17 protein-coding genes are annotated in these 15,367 nt (G+C 52.7%); 6 read left to right on the top strand and 11 right to left on the bottom strand.

Annotation, left to right across the window (positions count from 1 at the left end; all coding sequences use genetic code 11):
* From VNL73_05550 to lpxD, 5 genes are all read left to right on the top strand, one after another.
* The coding region (locus tag VNL73_05550; protein ID HXF48874.1) for a thiamine pyrophosphate-dependent dehydrogenase E1 component subunit alpha at nt 1–1,075 on the top strand (1,075 nt) is incomplete at its 5' end.
* A gap of 17 nt (nt 1,076–1,092) precedes the next feature.
* On the top strand, nt 1,093–2,079 hold the full coding sequence (locus VNL73_05545; protein ID HXF48873.1) for an alpha-ketoacid dehydrogenase subunit beta: 987 nt from the start codon (nt 1,093–1,095) through the stop codon (nt 2,077–2,079).
* Between the two features lie 73 nt (nt 2,080–2,152).
* Nucleotides 2,153–4,489, top strand: a complete 2,337-nt coding sequence (gene bamA, locus VNL73_05540; protein ID HXF48872.1) for an outer membrane protein assembly factor BamA — start codon at nt 2,153–2,155, stop codon at nt 4,487–4,489.
* Between the two features lie 104 nt (nt 4,490–4,593).
* A complete protein-coding gene (locus VNL73_05535) occupies nt 4,594–5,115 on the top strand; it encodes an OmpH family outer membrane protein (GenBank protein ID HXF48871.1) in 522 nt (173 codons plus the stop codon).
* Nucleotides 5,112–6,191 (top strand): UDP-3-O-(3-hydroxymyristoyl)glucosamine N-acyltransferase, encoded by a 1,080-nt coding sequence (lpxD, locus tag VNL73_05530; protein ID HXF48870.1) that lies wholly within the window; start codon nt 5,112–5,114, stop codon nt 6,189–6,191. The genes VNL73_05535 and lpxD overlap by 4 nt, the downstream gene beginning before the upstream one ends.
* A gap of 542 nt (nt 6,192–6,733) precedes the next feature.
* Here lpxD and VNL73_05525 read toward each other — a convergent pair.
* The 4 genes from VNL73_05525 to VNL73_05510 form a co-directional block, all read right to left on the bottom strand.
* Nucleotides 6,734–7,465, bottom strand: coding sequence for a succinate dehydrogenase/fumarate reductase iron-sulfur subunit (locus VNL73_05525; protein ID HXF48869.1), 732 nt, complete (start codon nt 7,463–7,465; stop codon nt 6,734–6,736).
* Nucleotides 7,465–9,180 carry a succinate dehydrogenase flavoprotein subunit gene (locus VNL73_05520; protein ID HXF48868.1) on the bottom strand — a complete coding sequence of 572 codons (1,716 nt, stop codon included), beginning with the start codon at nt 9,178–9,180 and terminating at the stop codon, nt 7,465–7,467. The genes VNL73_05525 and VNL73_05520 overlap by 1 nt, the downstream gene beginning before the upstream one ends.
* Nucleotides 9,177–9,923, bottom strand: a complete 747-nt coding sequence (locus VNL73_05515; GenBank protein HXF48867.1) for a succinate dehydrogenase — start codon at nt 9,921–9,923, stop codon at nt 9,177–9,179. Before VNL73_05515 ends, VNL73_05520 begins: the two co-directional genes overlap by 4 nt.
* Before the next feature lie 96 nt (nt 9,924–10,019).
* Nucleotides 10,020–10,685: a metal-dependent transcriptional regulator gene (locus tag VNL73_05510; protein HXF48866.1), complete on the bottom strand. Its 666-nt coding sequence runs from the start codon at nt 10,683–10,685 to the stop codon at nt 10,020–10,022.
* Nucleotides 10,686–10,805: 120 nt separating this feature from the next.
* Here VNL73_05510 and VNL73_05505 point away from each other — a divergent pair, with 120 nt between their 5' ends.
* Nucleotides 10,806–12,092, top strand: coding sequence for an Nramp family divalent metal transporter (locus VNL73_05505; GenBank protein ID HXF48865.1), 1,287 nt, complete (start codon nt 10,806–10,808; stop codon nt 12,090–12,092).
* 68 nt (nt 12,093–12,160) lie between these two features.
* On the opposite strand, the gene rpmA is transcribed toward VNL73_05505, so the two are convergent.
* The 7 genes from rpmA to VNL73_05470 form a co-directional block, all read right to left on the bottom strand.
* Complete coding sequence (gene rpmA / locus VNL73_05500) at nt 12,161–12,409, bottom strand: 50S ribosomal protein L27 (GenBank protein ID HXF48864.1); 249 nt, start codon at nt 12,407–12,409, stop codon at nt 12,161–12,163.
* A gap of 69 nt (nt 12,410–12,478) precedes the next feature.
* Nucleotides 12,479–13,216, bottom strand: a complete 738-nt coding sequence (locus VNL73_05495; GenBank protein HXF48863.1) for an alpha/beta hydrolase — start codon at nt 13,214–13,216, stop codon at nt 12,479–12,481.
* Nucleotides 13,217–13,235: 19 nt separating this feature from the next.
* Nucleotides 13,236–14,132 (bottom strand): hypothetical protein, encoded by an 897-nt coding sequence (locus VNL73_05490; protein ID HXF48862.1) that lies wholly within the window; start codon nt 14,130–14,132, stop codon nt 13,236–13,238.
* Entirely contained in the window at nt 14,129–14,455 is a 327-nt protein-coding gene (locus tag VNL73_05485; protein ID HXF48861.1) for a hypothetical protein, read from the bottom strand. Before VNL73_05485 ends, VNL73_05490 begins: the two co-directional genes overlap by 4 nt.
* Nucleotide 14,456: 1 nt before the next feature.
* Nucleotides 14,457–14,897, bottom strand: a complete 441-nt coding sequence (locus VNL73_05480; GenBank protein HXF48860.1) for a PspC domain-containing protein — start codon at nt 14,895–14,897, stop codon at nt 14,457–14,459.
* The gene (locus VNL73_05475; GenBank protein HXF48859.1) at nt 14,898–15,107 is read right to left on the bottom strand and encodes a PspC domain-containing protein; all 210 of its coding nucleotides are present in this window, start codon (nt 15,105–15,107) and stop codon (nt 14,898–14,900) included. It lies immediately after the preceding gene.
* Entirely contained in the window at nt 15,108–15,356 is a 249-nt protein-coding gene (locus VNL73_05470) for a PspC domain-containing protein (GenBank protein ID HXF48858.1), read from the bottom strand.
* Nucleotides 15,357–15,367 lie beyond the last annotated feature (11 nt).

Genomic DNA, 15,367 nt, shown 5'->3' with positions numbered 1-15,367 from the left:
TAAGAAGACCCCCGGGAAAATTCACTCTTCTCCCGCCGATTCCATGAAAGTCGCCTACGAAAAACCCAAGCCGGAAAAAACCTCCGAGTTTACGCTTTCACCCAAAGAGAAAAAAGAGCTGTATTACCTGCTTTTGAAATGCCGGATGTTTGACGAGCGCTTCCGAAAGCTTTTCCGGGCGGGGCGCTTTGCCGGCACCTACTTTTCCGCCGTCGGGCAGGAAGCAACCACCGTGGTGCCGGCCTACAAGCTTTTACCCCAGGATTTCATCGGCCCAGCCCACCGGGAACTCGGCTGTAACATCGTGCGCGCCCCGTTGAAAATGATTGCCGCCCAGATTTACGCCCGTTCCAACTCGCCGGACAAGGGACTATCCCACCCCTGTCATTACGGCTACAAGCCGGCCAACATCATCACCCCGGCTTCCACGGTTGCCAGCCAGACCGTTTTGGCCGTCGGTGTCGCTTTGGCCTACAAAATCCGCAAGGAGCCATACGTAGCGCTGGCTTTCGTCGGCGAGGGGGGCACAGCAATGGGGCCTTGGTATGAAGCGGTAAATTTTGCCGCTGTGCACAAGCTGCCGATCGTTTTCATCGTGCAAAACAACCTCTGGGGAGAGTCGGTACCGGCCCGGCTGGTGGGAGCGTTTGAGGATTTTTCCCGTCGTGCCGACGGAGTCGGTATTCCGGGAGTTTCGATCGACGGCAACGACGTGATGAAGGTTTGGGGGACGACGGCACCGGCGATTGCCAGCGCTCGAAGGGGGGAAGGTCCGACTTTGATTGAGATGAAAACCTACCGCTGGTATGGGCATTCCGAAATTGACCCGGCGGACTATCGCTCACCGGAGGAAGTGACCTACTGGAAAACGCGGGACCCGATACCAGCTTACGAAAAATACCTGATGGACAACAAAAAGCTGACCATGGAAGAGAAGCAGAAGTTCGTGGAACAAATCGATAAGGAAATTGACGAGGCCGTGGATTTTGCCGAGGCGACCGACTACGGCCCGGTAGAGTGGGTTTTGAGCGATATTTACGCCGATTTCAAGGCGGAGGCCCCCGACCGGCTATAACGTTAAAAGGAGAGAAAATGGGTAGAGTAATCACGTTTATTGATGCCATCACCGAGGCCTTGGATCAGGAAATGGCCCGCGACGAGCGGGTCTATCTAATCGGCGAGGATATCGGTCTGTACGGCGGCGTTTTCAAGGCGACCAAGGGGCTGCAGAAAAAATATGGAGAGTACCGGGTCATCGATTCGCCGATTTCGGAAAACCTGATTGTCGGTGCGGGGATCGGCTCGGCCTTGGTCGGGATGCGCCCTGTGCCGGAAATCCAGTTCGCCGACTTCGTTTCCCCGGCGATGGACCAGATTGTCCAGCAGGCGGCCAAAATCCGCTACCGCACGGGGGGGGCTTGGAGCGTTCCCTTGGTCGTGCGGATCTGCTGCGGGGGGGATGTCGGCGGCGGACTGTATCATTCGCAAATAAACGAGGCCTGGTTTGTCCATTGCCCCGGTCTGAAAGTGGTTATGCCCTCCAATCCCTACGATGCCAAGGGAATGCTTTTAGCCGCCATCCGCGACCCGGACCCGGTGCTTTACTTTGAACACAAGCGGCTCTACCGCTCGGTCAAAGGGGAGGTGCCGGAAGGAGATTATACGGTGCCCATCGGTCCAGCCGAAGTGAAGCGAACCGGCAAGGATATGACCATTGTGGCCTACGCTTTGATGTTGGTATGGGCGATGGAGGCGGCGGAAAAACTGGAAAAAGAAGGGATTTCCTGTGAGGTCATCGATTTGAAAACGCTTCTGCCGATTGACAAGAATACCATCTGTGAATCGGTAAAGAAAACCGGCAAGGCGCTTTTACTGCAGGAAGCTCCCAAGACGGCCGGGGTGATGGCGGAAATTTCAGCCATCATAACTGAGGAGGCGTTTGATTACCTCGATGCGCCGGTGATGCGGCTGGCCGGGCTGGACGTGCCCCCCATTCCGTTTGCCCCGCCGTATGAAAAGTTCTACCTGCCCACGGTGGACCGGATAATGAAAAAAGCCCGGCAGTTGAAGGCGTATTGACAAGGGAAACTTCTTTTTTTCGGGCCGGTTTAAATAAACTCCGAAAGAAAGTTCTGCCGGAGGGTATAATACAATGACCGTGAAGAAGCGAACGGTTTGGTCCGGTTTTACGGCAGTAATTTTCCTTTTTTTCCCCCCGCTTCTTTTTGCCCAGCCGGAAGGCTCGTCCACTTCCGGTGCGGCGGAAAAACCAGTTCTCTCCATCCGCATCGTAGGGACCGCCACAGCCGACCCAACGTTGGTGCGCAACATCTCAGGTTTGCAAATTGGACGCAGTCTGACGCCTGACGGGGTTCAGGCCGCCATCCGACAAGTTTACTCGCTTGGGCTTTTCAAAGATGTGCAAATAAAGGCCGTTCCGCGTGCCAATGGCTTGGACTTGCTCATAGAGGTTGCAGAGTTTCCCCGCGTCGAGCGGGTGGAGGTGAATGGCGCCCGTGGGGTCAAGCGGGAAGACGTTTTTGCCAAACTGACCTTGGCCGCTGGCGCGGTCGCCAACCCAGCCGTCATTCAGGAAAACATCAGGCTTTTGCAGGAGCTGTACCAGTCCAAAGGATACTTTCTGGCTCAAATAGTAACCCAAACCAAGCCCGGCTCAAAGCCGGATGTAGAAATCGTCGAATTCAACATCCGCGAAGGGGAGAAGGTAAAAATCAAAGAAGTGTATAGCGAAGGGGTAACCGTGTTCTCCCCCGGCAAAATCGCCAAATGGATGAAATCCAAGCCGAAAGCCGAAGAACTGGTTTCCCGCTCCTCTGATCCCCTGCGCGACCGGCTGGAAACGAACAAGGAAAAAGTCATTGAGGAATACAAGAAAAAGGGTTACATCAATGCCGTCGTCACCCGCGATTCGGTCTGGGTCGATTCGGAACTGAAGAATATGTTCGTCAAAGTCTGGATTGACGAGGGAAAGGAGTTTCGCTTTGGGGATGTCTCCTTTTCTGGCAACAAGCTTTATGGCGAGGACCGTCTGAAACGGGTTTTGGCGTTCCAAAAAGGGGACTTGTACAGCCAGGAAAGGTACGACCGGACAATGGGGGAGCTGTACGGGGTTTATCAGGAGGACGGCTACCTTTACGCCCGCATTGCCGACCGGATTACCACCGTGGATACGCTGGTGAACGTGGCCTACGAGATATCGGAAGGGGTGCCGGCCAAAATCAACAAGGTGCACATCGAAGGAAACACGAAAACGAAGGACAAAGTCATCCGCCGGGAGCTTTTGGTCAAACCCGGACAGACCTTCCGTCGCTCCCTGCTTTTGCGTTCCGTGCGGGAGCTTATGGTCTTGAATTATTTCGCCAAGGCGGAGCCGGACTACACTGTTTTGGAAAACGGGGACGTCGATTTGATTTTCAAAGTGGAGGAAAAGCCGACCGGGCAGCTGCAGTTGGGCGGCGGTTACTCCGGCCAGGACAAGTTTGTTCTGACCTTGGGGGTCGGCATTCCCAACTTTATGGGAAATGGGCAGAGTTTGAGCATGAACGCCGACATCGGCGGGCGGCGCAAATCCGTTTCCTTCTCCTTCACCGAACCTTGGTTCCGGGACACGCCCACTTTGGTCGGCATCGATATTTTCAACGTGGAGCGCCAGTACTACGAGGATTACACTGAGCAAACCACCGGTCTTTCGCTTCGGCTCGGTCGTCGGCTCCGTTGGCCGGACAACTACTTCCGAATCCTGTGGAACTATCGGCTGGAAAACTTGCGTTACTATGAGTTTCGCCCGGGATACGTGGTGCCCGGGCTGACCGATGTGGACTGGCCCCGCATCACCTCTTCCACGGGCTTTTCCATTATTCGCGATTCGCGCGACTTGGCCCAGTTTGCCACCCGCGGGTCGGTGGCCTCCTACACGATGGAATACGCCGGCGGCCCCCTGCAGGGGGATTACCAATATCACAAGCATGTGTTCGAGGCCAGCAAATTTTTTAAAACTTTCGGAAAGTTCGTTTTGGTCGGAAAATTAAAGGTCGGCGTGGTGGATGGTCCGCAGGGAGACAGCGGCATTCCGCCGGCTGAACGTTTTTCTCCTGGGGGAGTGGATCCGGACGGCATAATCCGGGGCTATCAGGACGGCACCATCGGCCCCCGCCACGACAACGGCGCTTTGCGGTGGGGGCGCAGCGAGTTGATTTACAATCTCGAGTACCAATTCCCGGTTGTGCAGGACCAGGTTTATGCCCTGGCCTTTTTTGACGCCGGTAACGCTTGGCTGGCAGGATATCAAATTCACCCGTTTTCCGATTTGAAAACCTCCGCCGGGCTGGGGTTCCGGGTGGCCGTGCCGGGGCTGGGAACCATCGGTTTTGACTTCGGGTATGGATTTACCGAGATTAAAAATAGCTTGGGCCAGCGGATCGACGGCAAAAAATGGCGGCCCCATTTTCAAATCGGCTCAACCTTTTAAGGATTAATTTGGGGCGAACTTTATCTTTGGATAATATTGACTTGTGGCTGGGGCATGGCTTTTACCATCCAAGCCGCTTATATTCCTTGGCAAGGAGCGCGTAGATGAAAAAATGGCTGTTTCTTTTCCTGCTTTTTATTTTTTCCCAAGCTGCCTTGGCCCAGAAAATCGGCTACGTCGATTCCGACCGGCTGAAAAACGAATACAAGCCGTTTCTGGAGGCCAAGGACCAATTGAACAGGGAGGTTGCCGACTGGCAGCGGAAAGCCGATTCGTTGGCTCGCGGCATCAAGACGCTTGAGGACTCGCTGGCCAAGGTGGGGCTGATTTTAAGCCCGGAAAAAAAGAAGGAGCGTGAGGAGGAAATCACCAAGGTCAAAAAGGAATACCAGCAGTACCTGGCGGAGACCTTCGGAGTCGGGGGAAAGGTGGAGAAGCGCAACAGCGAGCTTTCCAAGCCGATTTTGGACAAGGTCAACGCCGCCATCGCCGAGGTGGCTTTGGAAAACAATTTCGACTTGATTCTGGACACCGTTACCGGCAGCGTGGCGTACGGGCGAAAAAGTTTGGACACCACGGACCGGGTTCTGGAAAAGTTGAACGCCGCTTTGGGAGGGAAAAAATGAAGCTTTCCGACATAGCCCAACTGGTGGGTGGAGAACTGGTCGGCAAAAACGATCTTGAAATAACCGGGGTATCCCCCATCGGACAGGCCGGGCCGGGAGATTTGACCTTTGTGGCCAATCCACGCTACCGTCCGCTTCTTAAAACCACCCGGGCAACCGCTGCCATCGTCGATGCCCAGACCGAATGGCCTTCTTTGGCCTTAATTCGCCATTCCAACCCGTACTACGCCTTCCTGCTGGTTCTACGGCAGTTTCACCCGGATGAAAAACCGGTTCCCGCCGGTGTTCACCCGCAAGCGTTTGTGGCCTCAGACGCCGTTTTGGGGCGGGAGGTCGGCATCAGCCCTTTTGCTGTGGTCGAGTCGGGCGCCAAAATTGGCGACCGGACTCTGATTGGCGCCGGAAGTTTCATTGGACGCGGTGTTGAAATTGGTGCGGACTGCATAGTTTACCCCAACGTCACCATCCGTGAGAAAACGAAAATCGGTAGCCGAGCCATCATCCATTCCGGCACAGTGGTCGGCTCGGACGGCTTCGGTTACGCCAAGGAAAAAGGGACCTATCACAAAATTCCACAGGTTGGCATCGTGGTTATTGAAGACGACGTGGAGCTGGGGGCCAATGTCACCATCGACCGGGCCACGATGGGAGAAACGCGCATCGGCCAAGGAACCAAAATCGACAATCTTGTCCAAATTGCCCACAACGTCAAAATCGGCGAAAATTCCATCATCGTCTCGCAGGTCGGCATTTCCGGTTCCACCGAGGTGGGGAAAAACGTGACCATCGCCGGGCAGGTGGGGCTGACCGGTCATCTGCACATTGGGGACGGCGCCATCATTGCCGCCCAGTCCGGCGTGCATCGCGACGTAAAACCGGGACAAATCGTTTTGGGTTCCCCCGCGCGGGAGATGCAGAAAAGCAAAAAAATCGAGGCGATTATTTCCAATCTACCGGAGTATATCGAGAAATTAAAACGCTTGGAGAAGGCAATTTTCGGAAATAAAAACGCTGAAACTTCAAAAGCTCCGATTGCAGCTCAAACTGGAACTCCAGAAGAAGTAGATGCAAAGTAAATTATTTGAGAAATTCTCGTAGTTTTAGCGAATCTTCCTCAAGGGTGGGGGTCTTGAAGGAAAAGTCCATGTAGTACTCCCCACCAAACCCTGTAAATTCAACAGAATCTACGATGTCTCTCATTCCTTGCTTTGAAAGCCTGAACTCGTGCTTCCCCCGTCCAACGTAAAAGAAAAAGCTTTCAAAGTCGGAAGTATCGGTTTTTTAAAGGAACGAACCTTTTTGCTATCTATATAGAGTGTACTGCCGCTTCGAGTTTCATCGAACGACACATATACTTCGTTTTCATAAAGTAGGAATAGGAGAGATAAAGGAGCCCTATCAGAATGCCAAGGAGAACAGAAATTGATATCAAACGTTTCCGCTTTTTTCCCATCGTGTTATTTCCTTCGGGGCATCGGAAATTTTTTCATTGATATCATTGGGTATAACTCCCAACACAACTATTTTATCGGCACATTGATTGTCATTCTGAGCGTAGCGAAGAATCTAAATGAGATAGAAAAATTATAGCAGAGCAGAGGGCTTCAGTCCTTCATTTTTATTTGGTACCGAAAAGTTTGCGGAAGAACCAGCGCACCGGGTCGAAAAAGCGGTCGGCCACCCGCTCTTTTAGGGGGATAATTGCATTGTCTGTGATATGAATTTCCTCCGGGCAAACCTCCGTGCAGCATTTGGTGATGTTGCACCAGCCGATGCCGGCCGTGTTCTTCATAAATTCCGAGCGGTCGGCCCCGTCATTGGGGTGCATCTCCAGTCCGGCCAGCCGAACGAAAAAGCGGGGGCCGACAAATTCGGCTTTCTTTTCATGCTCCCGCAAAACATGGCAGACATCCTGGCACAAAAAGCACTCAATGCATTTGCGGAACTCCTGTACCCGGTCCACATCATCCTGAAAGATTTTGGGTTTTTTCTCGATCGGTTGATAAGGTGGAATTTTTTTGTTTACTTCGAAATTCCACGACACATCGCAGACCAAATCCTTGATTAAAGGAAAGGTCTTCATCGGATAAACCGTGATGGGCTTATCAATGGGCAGGGAATCGAGCCGGCTTTTGCACATCAAGGCCGGCTTGCCGTTCACCTCCGCCGAACAAGAGCCGCACTTGGCCGCCTTGCAGTTCCAGCGGACAGCCAAATCGGGGGAGAGATATCCCTGGATGTAATGGATGGCGTCCAGCACTACCATTCCCGGCGAAATTGGCACGGCGTATTCCACGGCCTTTCCCCCTTTGGCATCACCGCGATAAACTTTAAATGTGACGTCCGGCATTATTTATTTTCCGCCAGAAGGTTTTTCAATTCCTCCGGCATTTCCGGCACCGGAGAGGTGGAGATGTTCATTTCCCCGTTCTTCTGCGAAACCACCACGTTCAGTTTGCCGAATTTTTCGTCCAGATTGGGATAATCAAGGCGGCTGTGGGCGCCGCGGCTTTCCTTGCGGGCCAAGGCGGCCTTGGCCACCGCTTCCGAAACAGTCAACATTGACTTTAAATCCCCCACCAAATGCCAGCCGGGATTGTATTCCCGCTTCCCCTTGATCGCCACTTTGGCGGCGCGCTGTTTCAATTCTTCAATTTTGCTGATTCCCTTTTTCAGGTCCCCTTCCGTTCTAAAAATTCCGACCAAGCCCTGCATTGATTCCTGCAATTCGCGATGGATTTGATAAGGGTCTTCATCCCCTGAACGCTGGAAGGGGGCTTCCATGTCCTTGGCAGCTTTTTCGAGTTCGTTTTTGTCCACCGTGGGGAAAAAGGCGAGCTTCCGGGCATACTCGGCCGCGCCGGCGCCAGCCCGACGGCCAAAGACCACCAAATCGGAAAGGGAATTTCCACCCAATCGATTGGCACCGTGCATTCCTCCGGAAACCTCGCCGCAGGCAAAAAGGCCGGAGATGGTTGAGGCACCTGTGTCGGCATCCACCCGTACCCCTCCCATCATATAATGGGCCGTCGGGCCGACTTCCATCGGCTCCTTGGTAATGTCCACGTCCGCCAGATCTTTGAACTGGTGATACATACTCGGCAGTTTCTTCTTCACACGTTCCGCCGGCAGGTGGGAAATGTCCAGAAAAACGCCGCCGTGGGGGGAGCCGCGCCCTTCCTTCACTTCGGTGTAAATCGAGCGGGAGACCATATCGCGGGTGGAAAGCTCCATTCTTTGTGGGTCGTAGCGTTGCATAAAGCGCTCATTTTTGTTATTGCGCAAAAGTCCCCCCTCGCCGCGCACCCCTTCGGTAACGAGCAATCCTCTTACCCCCGGCGGCCAGACCATTCCGGTGGGATGGAACTGAAAAAACTCCATATCAATTAGTTCCGCTCCGGCTTCGTATGCCAACGAGTGCCCGTCTCCGGTGCATTCCCAGGAATTGGAGGTAATTTGATACGCCTTGCCACCGCCGCCAGTAGCCAAAACAATCGCTTTGACTTTGAAGACCACAAACTCGCCGTTTTTTCGCCAGTAGCCGATGGCGCCGGCAATTTTGCCGCCGTCCTTGAAAAGGCGGAAGATGGTCAACTCCATATACACGTCGATGCCGGAATGCACACCCTTATCCTGCAGGGTGCGAATCATCTCCAGCCCAGTGCGATCCCCCACGTGACAGAGCCGCTTGTAGGTGTGTCCTCCAAATGCTCTTTGTAGAATTTCGCCGTCCGGTGTCCGGTCGAAAAGGGCGCCCCAATCCTCCAGTTCCCGTATTCTATCCGGCGCCTCCTGGGCGTGCAATTGCGCCATCCGCCAGTTGTTTAAAAACTTTCCCCCCTTCATTGTGTCGCAGAAGTGGGTCTGCCAGCTGTCTTTGGGATCGACGTTGGCCATAGCGGCGGCAATACCGCCCTCGGCCATCACAGTGTGGGCTTTGCCTAACAGGGATTTCGACACCACGCCGACGGAAAGGTTGTTGGAGGCGGCCTCCACCGCCGCCCGCAACCCGGCACCGCCGGCGCCGATTATCAATACGTCATGTTCGTGGGTCTCGTAGCTCAAAAGAACCTCAAATCAGTAAGGGTGCCGCAGGCCACCAGTCGGACGTACAAATCGGCCGCCATCACGGCAAAAAGGGAGGTCCAGGCCCAGAGCATATGATGTTCGTTAATGCTGGAAACCCTTTTCCAGAGCGTGAAGCGCAATTTGCCCGCTTTCGCGCAGGAAAAGCAGTCGATGTTGCCGCCCACCAGATGCCGGAAAGAATGGCAGGAAAAAGTATAGCCGGAAAGGAGCACTGTGTTGACCATCAAAACGAGTGTGCCGAGTCCCATTCCGAACTCGCCGTCAAAATTGAAGGCTTCTATTACGTCATACCAGAGGAAGAACAGGACAATAATTGCCGCATAGAGCAAAAAGCGGTGGAGGTTCTGGAAAATGAAAAGCTTGGTTTCACCGTGATAACCCCGGTGCGCTTCCCCCACGGCGCAAGCAAAAGGATGGGCGGCATAAGCCCGGTAATAGGCTTTGCGGTAATAGTAACAAGTGAAACGGAATCCGGCCGGCGCCCAGAGAATCAAAAAGGCCGGAGAAAGTGGCCACCAGTCAAAAAGGAATAGAGGGGAGTAAAACGGCGAAAGATACGGTCCGGCGATATAATAATTGTTCTCGAAAGCCCGAACCATCGAGTAAACGACAAAGAGCGTCAAAACCACTACCGTTGCTGTCGGTGCCGCCCACCACGCGTCCTTGCGCTGGGTTGAACCGAATTTTGCCGACGGGTGCGCGCCCGTCATCGTTTCCATAGTGATTTTGGAATTTATCGGTTAGTCGGATTTTTTCAAGGGATATTTCGGATTGCCGACCGATTGGGTCGGAATACCGAACGGATTGGAAGCGGTTTACTTTTTTGGTTCAACCCAGATGCGGGTGGAGGCCTTCTTACCGAGCGTCACGGCCCGCCCACTGATTTTCAACTTGAGCGTCTCATCCGGCATTTTTTCCAAGACTTCGAGATTCCCCTGCGGAATAATTCCGAGTGAGTCGAGATATTCCAGGAAAGTCCGGTCTTTTTCGTATATCCGAACGACGGTTGCCTCCAGTCCAGCGGAGGCGTCAAAAAGTAGAACGGCATTTTCAATTTTGCGCAGGGCTGCTTTGCCCAGCGGGTTGCCGTGCGGACAGGTGCCGTGCCGTCCAAACAGCTTGAAAAGCCGCTCTTCCATTTCGGGTGAAACGGAGTGCTCCAGCTTTTCCGCTTCCTCGTGCACCTTGTACCATTCCATCCCCAACACTTCGGCCAGCAATTTTTCGATGAGCCGGTGGCGGATGATTAAATCCTCGGCCGTTTTACGTCCATTCAGAGTCAGCGAAATTTTTCCATCTTTTCCAAGCCGTAAGTATCCCTCCTTGGCCAGCCGCCGCAAAGCTAGTGAGACCGCCGGCGGGGTGACCCCCAGTTCAGCCGCAATCTTGGAACCGGAGGAGCTTCCCCCCTCCTGGGAAAGCTCCCAGATGGTTTTCAAATAATCCTCCTGCGTGATGGTCGCCTTGCCGGAGGCCTTCATTATTTTTCTTGACAGACGAAGTTAAGCATAGTTAATTCCATCGGTTAATTAAGCTTAATTCTAAAGCTTAAGAAGCCGATACCAAGTAAGATAGGGGCCAAACCCCGAATTGCAAGCGTTATGACGGCGAAAGAACTGTACGAGAAGCTGATATCCGGCCCGGATGTTTTAACGCCGGTGCCGCAAAAGGTGCCGGAGGGGCGCTACCGGATTTTTGCCTTTATGGGGCCTGCTTTTCTCGTCTCGGTCGGCTATATGGACCCCGGCAACTGGGGGACGGACATTGCCGCCGGCTCCGATTTCGGCTACAAGCTTCTCTGGGTACTTCTACTTTCCAATTTGATGGCGATTTTGCTGCAGACCTTGGCTGCCAAGCTGGGGATTGTCACCGGCTTGACCCTGGCGGAAAACTGCCGCAAGCATTACTCCCGCCCGATGGCTTTGTTTTTGTGGTTCACGGCCGAAGCGGCCTGTATGGCCACCGACTTGGCCGAGTTTTTGGGGGCCGCTCTGGGGTTTTACATTTTGTTCAAAATCCCGATGTTCCCGGCTGCTCTGCTCACCGGTGTGGCGGTCTTTTTGATTTTGGCCTTGGAACGACTGGGTTACCGCAAGGTGGAGTACGCTATTTTGGGGATGGTGGCGACCATAGGCATCTGCTACGTCATCGAGGTCTGGTTGGCTAGTCCGGACTGGGGTCAGATTGCCTACCATACCTTCGTGCCACAGATCGACGGCAAAAGCATTTATGTGGCCATCGGGATGATAGGAGCCACGGTGATGCCCCACAACGTCTTTCTGCATTCCGGGGTGATTCAAACCCGTTTGTGGGCCAAGGACCACGCTTTCAAAAAGGATCTATTCCGATTCTCTTTTTTGGATGCCCTCTTTGCCCTGAACGGCGCCTGGTTTATCAATTCGGCAATGGTCATAATGTCGGCCGCCGTGTTCTTTCAAAATGGTATTCCGGTACAGTCTATTGAGGAGGCACACCAAACCTTGACTCCGCTTTTGGGGGGGCTTTCTTCGATGGCTTTTGCCATCGCCCTGCTTTGCTCCGGTTTGTCTTCGTCCGTCACCGGAACTTTGGCAGGACAAATTGTGATTCAGGGGTTTTTGAAAATTCGAATTTCACTCTGGATGCGGCGGCTGATTACGATGATTCCGGCTTTAGTCGTGATTTATATGGGGGTGAATTCCATCAAGGTTTTGGTTTTAAGCCAGGTGGTGCTTTCTTTTCAATTGCCGTTTACCATTATTCCCCTGATCCTGTTCACCCGCAAAAAGGAGATAATGGGAGAATACGCCAACCGCTGGTGGGTGAATATCCTGGCGTATGTTTCCGCCACTATCATCATCGGTCTTAATATCTATCTTTTGTATCAGATTTTTACCGGGGATTTTTAGGAAAGTCGGCATTCAAAGAAAAAAGGCGGGCTTGAAACCCGCCTTGGCCTAAACATTAATACAATTGCTTATGGGTGGACGGAAACGAAAATGCGTTCCCCTTTGGTTTCGTATTTCACCACGCCGGTGATTTTGGAAAAGATGGTCCAGTCCTTGCCGACCCCCACGTTTTCGCCCGGGTGAATGCGGGTCCCCTTCTGGCGGACCAGAATGGTTCCGCCCAAAACCGCCTCTCCGGCAAACCGTTTTACTCCCAATCTCTGGCCGTGAGAATCGCGCCCGTTTTTTGAACTGCCTACACCTTTCTTATGTGCCATAGTTTCTCCTCAAAATGGAACTCCCAATATAAGGTTTTCGACTGATTTTGCAAGAAGAAAAAGAAGCCCTTACAAGACGTTTCCATCCAGGAATCGCCGGATTGCTTCGGACGTTTGCTTGGGCTTTTCAATCATTGGCATATGCCCGCAGTCCGGAATAATCTCAAGGGTAACGTTTAAGAACTTGGCGGCCATTTGAGCCGCTTTCGGTGTGATGCGGCGGTCTTTTTCACCGGTTAGAACGAATTTGGGAAGATTTTCATTTAATTTGTATTTTGAATAGTCAAATCGGGAGTTGGCCTGCAGATCTTTCAATAGCACCTCCGGCCGGTCGAGCATGAATAAGCGCTGCTTCATGCATTCATGAACGAGTTCCTCCTTGGCATACAGCATCCGACAGATTTCCTCCTTGCTCGGCACTTGGGACGGTGGTAGGGAAGGAGGGGAAAAGCCGCTCGAAACCAAAACCAAGGCATCAGCCAAATTCGGGTTTCGGGATGCAAAACAAGTTGCGATTGATCCACCCATTGAATGGCCGACAAGAACCGATTTTGTGTTTGGAAGGAGCGAGGTGACGAAGCTTTTGACGATTTCGGCGTACTCCTCAATCGTATCACAGCCATTGCCGGAGCTCAAACCATGGCCGGGCAAATCAAGAGTTATGCAGCGGCGAGGGTGTAGTTGTTTAATCAGTGTCAGCCAGTTGGAATGCGCCCCTCCGGCGCCGTGGATGAATAAGAGTGGCGTTCCTTCAATTCCGCGCTCGAAATAAAAAAAACGCTGTCCGGAAAGCTCAAGGTGCGGCATTCAGTGAAGATAAAAGAATTTATTCGGCTTGCAGGTCCAAAGATTGCGGCTCTTTGGAAAAACGGAGATGCACTTTTTGTGAGGCCTTGTCGAAGTTTTCGGAGATGAAGCTTTTGTCCTTTTGCGTAAAACGCCAATTGGAACCTCCCAGATTGCCCCAATCGATTTTGCCGCTCGCTTCCACACCGACCGAATCGGGAAGCGTAAGCTCCAAATCGGCCCGGGACAAGCCTAACTCCACGATCAAATCTCTGGTTTTAGGTGCCAAGCGAATGGAAACGTCGTCGCTGGTGCCTTGCAGAGTCAGCTTTTCAAGTTGTAGGGAACGAAGATCGAGACGCGCCTCTCCGCGTCCGGTCTTGACGGAAAGTGAAACAGGTATCGAATCGAACACCGTAAGCTCCCAACCCCGGTCGCTAAAAGCCCGCCATCGGCCCAAGGGCCAGAACCAATCCCGATCGTAGATGGAGAGTTCAAGATTACCCCCTTCCTCGGTGGTTGAAATTTCCGGCCGGGCCAAAAGGTAATCAAAAACACCAGAAACAAAATGATTGGGATCCCCCGATAGATACAAATCGTTGGAGCGGAGTTTAAGATTCATTTCCAGCTTATTCCATTCCGGTTTTTTATCCAGTTGATATTCATACGAACTTTCGCGGCTGGAGCCATAGCGGGCGGCGGTAAAAAGGATGTACGCCAGAGGGCCCATTAATATCAACGTCGATAAATAAGCGACGGGGCGGAGGTTTTCAGAAGAAAAAATACGCTCCCAGCCCCAAGCAATCAAAAGCAGGGGCCAAAAGGTCAAAGCCACCCACCAGAAAAAGCTCCAGGAAAGACGGTCCAGATTCAGCAGCAAAAGAAAAGACCCGAGCCAAATGAGAAACAAGGCATTACGCAAAAGGCGCGGACTCATTGGGTCTCCCTCCTTTGTAAAATCAAAACCAAGCCCCAGAGGATCAGGAGCGCAGGCCAAAATCGCAGCAGGTTGATATCCCAAAGATTGTTGGCCAAAAAGGAAGCCCCAACAAAAAACAAAGCTAAGCCGAACACTAACTGTCCCGTCCGTTTATCCCGCGTCAAAAGCAATGCACCGAGGCCAATCAAGAGCAAAAGAAAAAGCAATCCAGCCGGTGCGTTCCAGCCGAAAGGCCAAAAGCAAAGAAAGGGGAGGGAAAAAAGAAACGCGAAAAACAAGATGAACATCAGCATCCCGATTCCAAACAAACACAGAATCATATCAGCCCTTCTTTTCCCCAGTTAGGGCCTTGCCCAAAAGCACGAGGCCAATCACAATCAAAACTGCTGGCCAAAACAAATGCCAATGGATATCGATAAAATTGTTAAATAAAAACAAAATGCCCAAGCCGACAAGAATAAAGCCGACTACCATCGAAGGATTATTAGGGCGAGTTGGATTTTGAGATGAAGCGGTCTCCGTCATTGGTGTCGAACCTCCTTCCGTGGCAGTTGAAGATAGGGTTTGGGAACTTGCAGGCGGTTTTGGAATGATAATGACGGCCAGAATGTAGCCGATAATCCCCGGCACTCCGCCGGTGGCCAAGCAGAAAACGATAAAGGCCAGACGCAACAGGGTGGAGTCCACTCCCAGATATTCCCCCAGCCCTCCCAATACACCGCCAATCCATTTGTCCTTTTCTGACCGGTACAGTTTGCGCATTTAAATCCCCGTCTGAAGGGTGCTTTGCGGTTCCTTTGGAAAAATGAATATCGCCACAATATCGAGCAGGGCCATCAAGCCAAAGCTGGCAATGGCCATCACAACAAAGACCAATCGGATCAAGGTGGAATCGACACTCAAATGTTCCGCCAATCCCCCCAATATTCCGGCCAGCTTGGCATCCTTCCGCGAACGGTACAGCTTGCCCATTTAACCCGCCACCGCCGGAGGGGAGGTCGGATTGACAGCCGGCGTCGGAAGGGTCAAGGGTTCTTTCGGAATTATAAGAATAGCCAAAAGATAGCCGATGATGCCAGGGAAGAAACCCGTGGTAAGGGTGAAAACAACATAGGCCAAACGGATTAGCGTCGGGTCCACCTCAAAGTATTCCCCCAACCCGCCCAAAACTCCGGCCAAACGGCAATCGCTGCGGGACCGATACAGTTTTTTCAAGCGCATCACTCCTGTCC

This window comes from Verrucomicrobiia bacterium (assembly GCA_035574275.1).
In the GTDB taxonomy this organism is placed as follows: Bacteria; Zixibacteria; MSB-5A5; order DSPP01; family DSPP01; genus DSPP01.
Note: the sequence above shows the minus strand (reverse complement) of the source record. Positions and strands in the feature narration are given on the sequence as shown.

Coding starts and splice junctions, on each gene's coding strand:
- bamA (HXF48872.1), top strand. CDS start 2,153: ATGACCGTGAAGAAGCGAACGGTTTGGTCCGGTTTTACGGCAGTAATT.
- VNL73_05490 (HXF48862.1), bottom strand. CDS start 14,132: ATGAGTCCGCGCCTTTTGCGTAATGCCTTGTTTCTCATTTGGCTCGGG.
- VNL73_05525 (HXF48869.1), bottom strand. CDS start 7,465: ATGCCGGACGTCACATTTAAAGTTTATCGCGGTGATGCCAAAGGGGGA.
- VNL73_05510 (HXF48866.1), bottom strand. CDS start 10,685: ATGAAGGCCTCCGGCAAGGCGACCATCACGCAGGAGGATTATTTGAAA.
- lpxD (HXF48870.1), top strand. CDS start 5,112: ATGAAGCTTTCCGACATAGCCCAACTGGTGGGTGGAGAACTGGTCGGC.
- VNL73_05470 (HXF48858.1), bottom strand. CDS start 15,356: ATGCGCTTGAAAAAACTGTATCGGTCCCGCAGCGATTGCCGTTTGGCC.
- VNL73_05495 (HXF48863.1), bottom strand. CDS start 13,216: ATGCCGCACCTTGAGCTTTCCGGACAGCGTTTTTTTTATTTCGAGCGC.
- VNL73_05535 (HXF48871.1), top strand. CDS start 4,594: ATGAAAAAATGGCTGTTTCTTTTCCTGCTTTTTATTTTTTCCCAAGCT.
- VNL73_05545 (HXF48873.1), top strand. CDS start 1,093: ATGGGTAGAGTAATCACGTTTATTGATGCCATCACCGAGGCCTTGGAT.
- rpmA (HXF48864.1), bottom strand. CDS start 12,409: ATGGCACATAAGAAAGGTGTAGGCAGTTCAAAAAACGGGCGCGATTCT.
- VNL73_05475 (HXF48859.1), bottom strand. CDS start 15,107: ATGGGCAAGCTGTACCGTTCGCGGAAGGATGCCAAGCTGGCCGGAATA.
- VNL73_05515 (HXF48867.1), bottom strand. CDS start 9,923: ATGGAAACGATGACGGGCGCGCACCCGTCGGCAAAATTCGGTTCAACC.
- VNL73_05505 (HXF48865.1), top strand. CDS start 10,806: ATGACGGCGAAAGAACTGTACGAGAAGCTGATATCCGGCCCGGATGTT.
- VNL73_05485 (HXF48861.1), bottom strand. CDS start 14,455: ATGATTCTGTGTTTGTTTGGAATCGGGATGCTGATGTTCATCTTGTTT.
- VNL73_05480 (HXF48860.1), bottom strand. CDS start 14,897: ATGCGCAAACTGTACCGGTCAGAAAAGGACAAATGGATTGGCGGTGTA.